8 protein-coding genes are annotated in these 10238 nt (G+C 57.8%); 1 reads left to right on the forward strand and 7 read right to left on the reverse strand.

The window, feature by feature from the left end:
- Window positions 1–349 precede the first annotated feature (349 nt).
- The 7 genes from ACE3PP_RS02830 to ACE3PP_RS02860 all read right to left on the reverse strand — a co-directional run bounded on the left by ACE3PP_RS02830 (window position 350) and on the right by ACE3PP_RS02860 (window position 9783).
- On the reverse strand, window positions 350–2590 hold the full coding sequence (locus tag ACE3PP_RS02830; protein ID WP_374377727.1) for an AAA family ATPase: 2241 nt from the start codon (window positions 2588–2590) through the stop codon (window positions 350–352).
- Window positions 2587–3003 carry a hypothetical protein gene (locus ACE3PP_RS02835; protein WP_374377729.1) on the reverse strand — a complete coding sequence of 139 codons (417 nt, stop codon included), beginning with the start codon at window positions 3001–3003 and terminating at the stop codon, window positions 2587–2589. Before ACE3PP_RS02835 ends, ACE3PP_RS02830 begins: the two co-directional genes overlap by 4 nt.
- A complete protein-coding gene (locus ACE3PP_RS02840) occupies window positions 3003–3476 on the reverse strand; it encodes a hypothetical protein (protein WP_374377731.1) in 474 nt (157 codons plus the stop codon). Before ACE3PP_RS02840 ends, ACE3PP_RS02835 begins: the two co-directional genes overlap by 1 nt.
- Window positions 3466–5826, reverse strand: a complete 2361-nt coding sequence (locus ACE3PP_RS02845; protein ID WP_374377733.1) for a hypothetical protein — start codon at window positions 5824–5826, stop codon at window positions 3466–3468. Before ACE3PP_RS02845 ends, ACE3PP_RS02840 begins: the two co-directional genes overlap by 11 nt.
- On the reverse strand, window positions 5819–7345 hold the full coding sequence (locus ACE3PP_RS02850) for a hypothetical protein (RefSeq protein ID WP_374377735.1): 1527 nt from the start codon (window positions 7343–7345) through the stop codon (window positions 5819–5821). The genes ACE3PP_RS02845 and ACE3PP_RS02850 overlap by 8 nt, the downstream gene beginning before the upstream one ends.
- Window positions 7342–8607: a tyrosine-type recombinase/integrase gene (locus ACE3PP_RS02855; RefSeq protein ID WP_374377737.1), complete on the reverse strand. Its 1266-nt coding sequence runs from the start codon at window positions 8605–8607 to the stop codon at window positions 7342–7344. The genes ACE3PP_RS02850 and ACE3PP_RS02855 overlap by 4 nt, the downstream gene beginning before the upstream one ends.
- A 183-nt stretch (window positions 8608–8790) precedes the next feature.
- Window positions 8791–9783, reverse strand: a complete 993-nt coding sequence (locus tag ACE3PP_RS02860) for an isopenicillin N synthase family dioxygenase (RefSeq protein ID WP_374377739.1) — start codon at window positions 9781–9783, stop codon at window positions 8791–8793.
- A gap of 149 nt (window positions 9784–9932) precedes the next feature.
- On the opposite strand from ACE3PP_RS02860, the gene ACE3PP_RS02865 reads away from it, so the two are divergent.
- A partial coding sequence (locus ACE3PP_RS02865; RefSeq protein WP_374377741.1) for a MazG nucleotide pyrophosphohydrolase domain-containing protein occupies window positions 9933–10238 on the forward strand: 306 nt, incomplete at its 3' end.

Raw genomic sequence — 10238 nt, forward strand, 5'->3', positions numbered from 1 at the left:
TGTCCTCGCTGCAATGTGCGCCATCGATAATCGTGCGTGATAGGGCTGCCAACGCTGATCGAGGGAATCCGCAATATCTGCCAAGACTGGCACAGTTAACTCCCGACCGACGAGTGGGTCTGGTGCAGAACGAATCGCATGCAGGGGCTCATTGCCGCCCCTCTGCTTTCGCCTTTGGCGAAAGCATTCACCCGCTAGGATATTTGCCACCGATGATCGTAGGTGATAGATTCCAGGAGCGGTACAGGCGGGGACGCCGATGACCGCACCGATGATCTGGGTGACGAAGAGTCGCCTAAGTTTGCAGTCGGCGTCGCCTCGTGCGGCGCCGATTTGCGTTTGAGGAAGCTCACTCGAATCCGTCAAAGGAGAGAGTGGTACAGCGCTTTATCGCCTTCGGCGGTGCCGACACAGCGGCTTCGATGAGGCTGCGTTCACCAACCAATACGACGGTCTCTATGCCACGCGTGATCGCCGTATAGATCAATGACCGATCCAAGAGCCGGGACTTGGCGATGGGGATGATGACACGACGGAATGCCGAACCCTGAGCCTTGTGAACCGAGATCGACCATCCGTGCGTCAGTTTCTCCAGGTCATACGCCCCGATCTCGTCTGAGGCGCCGTCATCGAAGAGAACAGAGGCACCGCGGCTGGACGAGCCCTCAATCGTGCCAAGTGCGCCATTCATGAAGCCGGAGTAGACCACCTCGCCCATGCTGTCGCGCAATGGCTGACCGTCGGCACCTATCATCGGCGCCTTCTTGTAGTCATTTCGGAGCCAGATGACCTTGCTCCCGATCGAGAGACCCCAGCCGTCTATCTTCGGCTGATTGGCCATGTATATCCGCTCGATCTCCTCGTTGAGCGAAGCGGACCCGCCAGGCCCCCGTTTCGTGGCGCTGAGTATTTGGATGTCCCGTTCATGCAGAAGCCCCATCTGCAGGGCAGGGGGCGGCCGACCCGCCATCGCGGCAAACACTTGCAATACTGCGTCATTCAGGAATTCCGTCGATGTTGGGGCTAGGAAGACCCCCGATCTTTCCGGTGCAGCCCTGTCGAAGAGCGGGAGATCGGGTACGGTTCCATTCCGCACAGCAGCGGCAACAACCGGAATGCCCGTTTGGGCGGCTTGGCGATGGATTGTGTCGAGGCAGACCTGCGGAATGGCCGTAGCGCCAATCATGCGGTGGAACACGAGGCCAGGGCCGATAGGTGGGAGCTGTCCCGGATCGCCCAGGAAGAGAATGTCGACGCTCGGGGGCAGGGCGACGAGAATCCTGAAGACCGACGGCAGGTCCAGCATCGACGCTTCGTCCAGGATCAGAAGGCCGCTGAGCCATGGCTGCTTACTGGTTTCAAGCTGGCGAAGGAATCTGGCAACCGTCATGGCATCGGCGCCTGTTGCCTCTCGCATCCGCTTTGCAGCACGCCCGGCGAGGGCGACCAGGGCGCATTTGTAACCCCGACTGCTGCCCCGCCCCAGGTTGGTCGCGGCAAGGATTGCCTTCACCGTCGATGTCTTTCCGGTTCCGGCGCCGCCATGGACGACACAAACGGAAGTGGATGTTGCCATGTAGACAGATTCGCGCTGCCGATCAGTTAGCGTCAGGCCAGCCGCGGATTCGACATCGAGAATCGCAGCATCGACGATCTGCGGAGAGATTGCTGGCACGTCACGTCGCAATCTTTCCTGGAGCAACCGCTCTATTTCACGCTCTATGAAGTGGATAGCGCGACTCTGATAAAGGCCATTCTCAAGTGCTACGACCCGTCCGCTCTGGACGGCCTTCACAATAGACCCGGAGGCGACATGCCGGGCTTCTGCGCCAAGCAGCGCGCGTATCTCGACCATCACTTCTTCCTCGGTGGCCGCTGTGTGGCCGAGCCGATAACGCCGCGCAAAGGCCTCATCCACAGCAGCCAAGAGACGCCGTTCGTCATCAGGAAGCAGGCCAAGTCGCATTGCCCGCTGGTCGACCACCGTCCAAGGCTCAAGGAGGGCCAATGAATAGGGGTCGGCAGATAGCTTGTCGATCGCTTGCTTACCCCACAGGGCCGCTACCGCTGCTGCCGTCCTCGGTGCCACCCCATATCGGTCCAGCCACTGGAATACCTCGATCTCCTCGGATAAGAGACCAAAGCCATCAATGATCGCTATGGCGCGCTGCGGCCCCGCAATACCTGCAATCGGCGCGAAGTCACGTTCACCGATGGCTCGGTAGAGATCACTTCCAAGTTGTTCCCAGAGCCTCGTGGCCGTCGCCCAGCCAACGCCTTCAAACCGTCGATTGGTGGCGAGATACCGGATGATGGCCCGGCCGGAGGGACGCAATGGGAGAGCGACACGGGCTGCAATTTGATCGCCGTATTCCTTGTGTAGAGTTTCTGGGCCTGTAACTCGCCAGGTCTCACCTGGCTCGGGCGGGCGCGCAGCAAGAAACGCCGGAACGATTGCCCGGCGGAGCGCATTATCTTCGTCTCGGCCGATCAGAATGCCGCCACCACCTATGCCATGATGGAAGCTCGTGACTGTGATCGCCGCCGTCACGACTTTTCCAGCAGGTGAAGGCGCCTCGACCAGGGTCATCCAGGTAGCTTTCCTGTTTCAGCCATGATCGATTCCAATCGCCGGAACCGCTCGATCTCTCGTCTTAAAGATGCGTTCTCAGCCATCAACTTAAGATTCTGAGCCTCAAGAGCGGCCCGATCTTCGTCTACTTTTGCCTTCTCCTCACGCTTGGTTTCAGCCTGCTGAAGTAGCGTCATATGACGCTTCCGATCAGCTTCGTCCGCCTGCTTCAGCAAATCAGCACAACGTGGGTTGTTTCGGAACACCTTACGGTCGAACCCACACTCTTTGGCGATCTGCGATTGATTCAGCTCAATGCCGTAGCGCGGCAGTGGTTTGCTTGATTGTTCGTACGACGTGAGCCGTTCGATCAGTGCCTGGACATTCTCTTCAGCGACTTGCTGGCCGCTCTTTCCGGTGCCACGTACCATTACCGTTTCCCCTTCGTTGGCCGTGTCGGCAGGGGCGTGATCTCTGCGGTGGGCATGGCCTTCATGCTTTCGAGTTCGTCCACGGCTTCCTGGTAGGTCTCGAAGAACGCTTTCCAGGCTTTCTTACCGCCAACTTGTCCGACAGCCAGCAGCATGGCTTTATGTGAAGCAATGAGGAGATCGCGCTGGCGGGTAAGCTCTGCAATCTCATTGTTCTTTTTAAGCAGTTGGGCTGATAGGTTTGCCTTCGATTGTTTGTCGGCTTTACCCATGATGATGCGCATCTCATCTTGCCGCTGCCGATATCGCGCCAAGATGTCGCTTCGTTCCGTATGCCGAGTGATATCTGAGGCATGCTTGAAGATTTCGGGCGCGCGGCGCACCACGGCACGTGCAGAGATATCTTCATTGTCGAGCAGCATCGCTTCGAGAGTTTCCTCCAGAACCTGCAGCTTGACCGACTTATCTGACATCCTTCGGCCCTCGATCGAGAATGGTCGAGCCTAATCGATGTTCCGCCGCCGTAAACAGATCCAGTCCATCCGGGAATGGTCTTGAGCCCGGCGAAGCGAGAAGGGCACTCTCCACATTCGTAAGGCGCTTTTTCGCGTGCGCCAATTGGTTCTGCCAGCCCACATTCCTCGCGGCAATTGGCTGCCTCTCGATCTTTTCGACCACCCGTTTCAACCGATCGCGGAGTTGTTCGAGATTGCGTGCTTCTTCAGGAAGCTCGGTGCGGGCGAGATGATGACAACCGTCAAAGCACTCCAGATGTTTGGGGCAGGGGTCAACCGTAAAGCTGTTCAAACAGAAGCCATACGGTGTGACATGGAGGCCATCGGCCTCTGCATCGAGATAGTCGAACGCCGCGTCGTCGCCTTTTGTGCGCTGGATGAGCCGGAACTCGTCAACAATCGGACCAGATACCTTGTTCGCGGTGATCAATCGTAAGGCCTCCTGAGCGCGCGGTCCTAACCGATCGAGCGAAGTCGCCGGAAGATCAATGGCCGCCAGGTCTTCAGATAGACTTCGATGGTCATACTCGTAGCTTTGAGCCACGCTCTTCCGGAAGCGCTTTGTGATAATTGTATCGGCGACGCCGAGCCTAAAAAGTTCTGCATTCTGCAGGTGACGGAACGAATGACTTTCGAGCTTAAAGCCCCGTGCTTCATCATTCTCGCCGTATCGACTGAAGATGTTGTCGGAACCGAGACCTAGCTGCTGAGCCATGTCCTGGACTGAGGCGCGTCCGACGAAGGCATACTTTTCAATGTCAATGACGCCATCCTGGCGATTTTCGGCGAGACCCCTGATGGGGAGCAGGAACATCAACTCGTGTGGATATATTTTGCTGCCGTCGCCACCGTTGAACGGGGTGACATCTGACAGTTTTGTCGGCATGTGGTCGCGTACGAGAGCCTCAACATCGGCAATCTTGAAGAACACCGACCGCATGTCGGCACTCATCGCGGTCAGCAACGCTCCGGTCGGACTATATGGCTGGATGTGGCTACTTCTAACGAACCTCCGCCAGAACTTGTATATCGATCGAGAAAGCCCCGATCCTTCGGCCACTCTTTGCTGCTGCCGGATGGCCTCCAGAGCTACGACATCGTGGTTCAATCGATACGCCTGCAAGAGAGTATCCGGTATCGGCGTATTGGTGACCTCGATATTGCCGCTGATATGAGAGTAGAGGTCGACCGCATCAACAAGTGCATCGGCATCATACTCTGGCAGGATGCGCCCGGTTTCCGTTTGTCGACGGAGCCTGTCGCGTAGCGGAGTTGTCATATGGAGCGCGGCATCAAGGGTTTCGATCATCGTATCTTCGTAGATGGCCGGGACATGCTGCGCCGTCTCAAACAGGGCGATACCTTCTGGTCGATCCGCTTCCTCTTGTTTTTCGGCGAAGTAGCGCATCATGAGCGAGCGAGAGATGCCACCGCGCTCTCCGGCTGGTTTCCCCTGACTGTCAACGTATTCACGCCATCTCTTCCAATCCGCCGGAAGCATGACATTTTCGCCGACGCGAAGACCCGTGAGGATAGCCAACTTTACCTGCGCGAAGCGCACGGCATCCGAGAAGGTCTGCGGGGTTTCGGCAAAGACGATGCGGGTTAACTCCCAGAACGCCCGCTCATCAGGCAGCTTCGACGCATTCTTGCGTTCATGGAGCGCTTTGCGCATGCTGTCTGATTGACGATGCCTGTTTACCTTGCGCGTCAATACATCGACCGTTGCCTGCGCACTCTGGGACTTAGCGTCGGAGTAAGGGCGGCAGAATGCCGCGAGGGGCGAGCGCTCCGAGAGATGCAAGCCGTCGATGATCGTGCGCACTACCATCGCGATATTGGCCGCGAGTTTTCCGGAAGCTCCAACGCGCAGCGCGACATTGTATGCCATCTGCACGTCATCGCCGTTCAGGTCGGCTGGGTCCGACGCGGCACATGTGGCGAGGATGCGGATTGCTCGGCCGACGGTGCCGTAAGCATGCGCTGGTTTGTTCTTTTTAACTACGATCTCGTTGATCAGCGCGGCGAGAAGCAGGTCGCGCCAGGTGGACGAGATTTGCAGCGCCGTTGGTGGCTTAGGTTCGCGCTCCCGCGCGACATCATTGAGTATTTCTGCAGCGGCTTCATCTGGCGCAAAGGTCGACAGCCAAAGGGTCGGTGGCGGCACCATGCCAGCGAGCTGCGTCAGGTTCCACCTATCTTCTTTGACAATCGCACCACGCTCATCAGCCCGAGGCGGCCACGGCAACCCGCGTGTCGTCGCGAGAGATCGGTTGCCTTCGATGAACGACTTCAGAAAGTCAGTCATGCGTGACCTCCTTCTCGGCCGCGATGTCGGCGATCACACGTTCCGCGCCATCGAGAGTACGGCGAAGCTGAACAAACGCTGGCGATTCCGTGTTGTCGCGAGAGAGATGTGCGAAGGCCAGGACGACCGGGCGCAAACCCTCAGTGACCTCCTGGTGCCTGGCAATGTCGTTGACGGGCATGAACTTCCGGCAGGTATAGCAGCTCAAGACGGGATTCTTGGCACATACAGACTGACCGCTCATGCACGCGCCGATGCCAGCAATTGGAATTCCGTGGGGGACGGCACCGATCTGCTGATCCGATGGCAGGCGAAGCAACGCGGATTTGTCGATGGTTTTTGTCTTGGCGACATCAGCAATGGCGCTATATATCGGTGAAAGACCGAGCGCTTGGTTGATACGCTGGGCCTGCGCGGGTGACGAATCAAAGTATACCGATGCCGTCTTGGTGCTGGCGTGGCCCAAGAATTCGGTGAGCAGCGCATGTGCCACACCAGCATCCGCCAGCCTCTGCGCCGCCGAATGCCGCAGATCGGTGGCACTCCAATCTCCACCCGTAATCTCTTCCATAAGTTCCTGAGTTACCCTCGCCACATCATAAGGCGTAAGGCCAATGAAGGTGTCTTTTGGGACGCTCGCCGCCCTGGGGAGAGGGCAGCGCCGAAGGCATTCTATAACGATCACACCCCATTCACGCTTGACCCGGCGATTCACCATGCGTCGCTTCTGCAGGTCTTTCTGCTTCGTGAGCGGCGCGCGATAATGAACCGCACCAGTGTCAAAGACGCGAACATCCATCTGCTTGATGCGCGCGACCTGTCCAGGCCTGAAGGCATGCTGATAGATGAACAAGAGTGCCGTTGCTACCCTGAGCGTCTCTGTCTTAGGTTCAGACGGTTTCGCGGTAATCCATGCCGCTAGGTCGTCGAAGTATTCGATCACCTTCGATTGTTGATCCATAGGGACAAAGCAATCACCCGACCTCACCGTCTTATAGATATCGCTCGCTGGAGAAGTGAGAGACGAGATGTAAGGAGATAACTCTTTGGTCCATCCGCCAATGCTTAGTTGACAGAATGTATGCAGGATTGCCCGTAACGCCGAGGCCATCGGCCTGGTACAGTTTGGTACAACAGTAGTGGTCCACACTTGGCGCAGGGAAGGAGGATTGAGAGTTATGAGACAACCAATCAACTCAAAGCCAAAGATGCTCGTCGCGGAGAGTAGCTGTCCGAAGTGTACGATGACCGTTGAAGTGTCGCGTTGAGCGAACAGTTGAATCAGAGAGTGCTTCAGTATTGGTCTGTATTTTTCCGGGAACTTGGAAAATGCTATCACATTTTGGACACCGTCATCAACAACCTGCCAATCGTCATTGGTATCGAGTTCCCTGATCGAGCGGTAGCTATCGTGGAAGTCATCATAGTATCGGAGCGCTGATGGCAGTGATGGCATGGCCATCGCGATTTGCTCAATCAGATCGGATGATATCGCGGGCAAAGCTGCTGGATTGTTCATCCTAAAACCACCTCGGTTGCATCGCGCATCGCGTCTACATAGTCATCAAAGCGTTCTTCCCACACCTCAGCGAGATTAGTTTCAAAGTAGGCGCGGGCGTAGTGGCGGGGCATTTGAGAAGTTGGCGACCAGCCGAAGAAAACACGCAGCTTTTCGATGGCGTGATCCAGCTCCAGTCCGCTCTCGACGTATTTTGCCAGACGGATAACGGCGGCTGTGTGCCGGAGGTCATGAGGAGTTACCGTGAGCTTGCCGCGGTCAGACAATGCCTTCCTGGCGCGCTCCGAAAGGCACTCCGTAGCGACACCGAAGATGTGATTGACACTTTGTGCCGATAGCGGCTTGTCCATCTGCGAGTTCAACATAAATGCATGCGGGCAGCGTTTCCGGTAGTTCTGGACATAAGTGTTGGTCAGATTGAGGAGCGCCGCCGAGATCGGAAGGTGCCGATAGGAGGCTGCCGTCTTGATGCGTGGCACACTTTGCCTCGGGTCATCTTCGTATGGCGTACCTACGATGCTGATCCAATAACGAACCTCACCCGTTGCTGGATCATAGTCGTCTTTGATGGCGTCGGCCGGGAGGATCAGGGATTCACCGCGCCGCAGGCCGAGGTGCAGAAGCAGAAGGTAAAGCAAGAAATTGCGCCAGCGTCCGGGCGGGCTTCGAAAGGGGTTTCGCTCCGACTCCGGTGAGAAGATTTCGTATAGGTCTTCGATGACGACAGCGGGCAGGGCGCGAATAGGGGCGGGTGGCTTTGGTGGGGTCGGCGCAAGTTGGCGGTAGAGCTGCTGGAGCCGTAGCAGATTGGCGGCCGCCTGCGCAGCTTGGTGACCAGTGGTGGGTTGGAAGTGCGCCAGAACGTCTTCGACAAAGCTGAGGGCAGCCCGCCATGCCGTGTCGCGGTCGACGGCATCAATGGCGCTTTCATTCCGTAGCATGGTCAGGAAGCCGCCCAGGATGCTCTCCAAGGCTTCGATGTCTCCAGCATGCAGAACACGGTCCAGACCGTCGTACCCGAGTTGTTCTTTTGCCGATCGGTATAGCTTCTCCACGGCAGTGAGGTTCGCGCCGCGGGTGCTGTGGCTGACGTTCGCATTCAGCACGTCAGCCCAGATGGTGGCCCAATAGCGTGGTCGGCCGAAATCGTCGATCAGCGCCCATCCAGTGAGCGACGACGGCACTCCCGATGCATGAAGTCGAATTCGCGGCATGGCGCGAATCTTCGCGGGATCTCCGATAAGAAGCAACAGAATTTGCAACGGCTAGAATTAGCTAATTTTAAATGAGGAAATGCATCCAAGAGTCCAATTTGGGTTTTCGACTGCAACGCCCCCTAACCTAGCTCGCCTTTCCATAATATATATTATGCGACTATCTGATATGCGGAAATGGCCGTTTCTATTGGTCTTCCAGCGATCATCCTGCCGTCTCTATGTTGGGTTTCAGGCCGGAATCCGCGGCTGCCGGCGCAGATGATCGAGCCCTTCGAACTCGACAAACTTCATCATCGCGTCCCAGACCAGATCGCCATATTGGAACGGCTGGAACCCCTCACCCAAGCCTGGGATCGGCGCGATCACCGCATCGACCGCCGGCTCGAAGAAGAACGGTACGGAATGGCGCGGCACATGCCGGTTGCCAATGACCCGATGCGTCGTCGCGCGGATGCGACCGCCGGTCCAGCGCTCAAGGAGCTTTCCGAAGTTGATGACCAGGCTGTCCGGGCGCGGTTCCACGTCAAGCCAGGCACCATCCCGGCTCAGGGCCTGCAAGCCTGAAACCCCGTGCTGGCGCAGCAGTGTCACGAAGCCGGAATCGATATGCGCCTTGCCGACCAGATCGACCGGACGGCCCTGATGCTCGACCACGATCTCACGGGCATTGACCCCGATATAGGATTGCGGCGGCCGGACCGGATAATGGAGCAGCCGCAGGGTCGAAATGCCGTGATCGAAGGCCTGTGTAAAAGTCTCCTCGGGGAGCGCCAGCCCCCTGGCAATGCTGCGCAGCAAAGCTGCCCCCACCTGCTCCATCGCCCGGTAATAGTCAGCCATATCCTGCTGCCAGCCGGGCAAGTCCGGCACCGGTGTCGCCTCGGTCAGTGGGTCGCCGGCATTGATGCGCGCCGGCCCGTGTGCCAGGTCTGGACCGCCATCGAAACCCTCCTTGTAGGTCGGGTGGCCATCCTGCAGCGGGAACCAGCCGCGATAGACGTTGGGGTTCATCGGCGCGAATTTCTGGCGCCAAAGTGCCTGCGTCGCCTTCGGCGGCAGATCGAACAGGCGCAGAAGTCGCGTGATCGGCACCGGCGGCGGCAGACGGTCGAGGATCATGAATCCGCTGTCGGTCGCAGCCGACAGGATCGCGGCATCGGTACGGTCACGGGCCGAACCAGCGGATTCAAAGAGCGGACGCGCGTCGATAACCGGGATCATGGGAACGAACGCTAAGGCATTGTAGCAATGCCACAAGTGCCAAATGTCGATCGGCCTATCCAATTTGGCTATAGTGCCGGCCCTCGCATCCTTATCCCGGACCATCCGCCATGTCAGCTGCCGCCGAACTCGATCGATTGCTTGCCATCATGGCGCGGCTGCGCGACCCCAAATCCGGTTGCCCGTGGGACCTTGAGCAGACGTTCCGCACCATCGTCCCACATACGCTTGAAGAGGCCTATGAGGTCGCCGAGGCCATCGAAAGCGACGATATGCCCGCGCTGGTCGGCGAACTCGGCGATTTGATGTTCCAGGTCGTCTTCTATGCGCAGATGGCCGCCGAGGCTGGCGACTTCACAATGACGGATGTCATTGAATCTATAAATAACAAGATGATAGAGCGGCATCCTCATGTATTTTCGAGCGCTGAAATCAATAGCGCCGCTGCCCAGACC

It is taken from the genome of Dongia sp. (assembly GCF_041910485.1).
GTDB lineage: Bacteria > Pseudomonadota > Alphaproteobacteria > Dongiales > Dongiaceae > Dongia.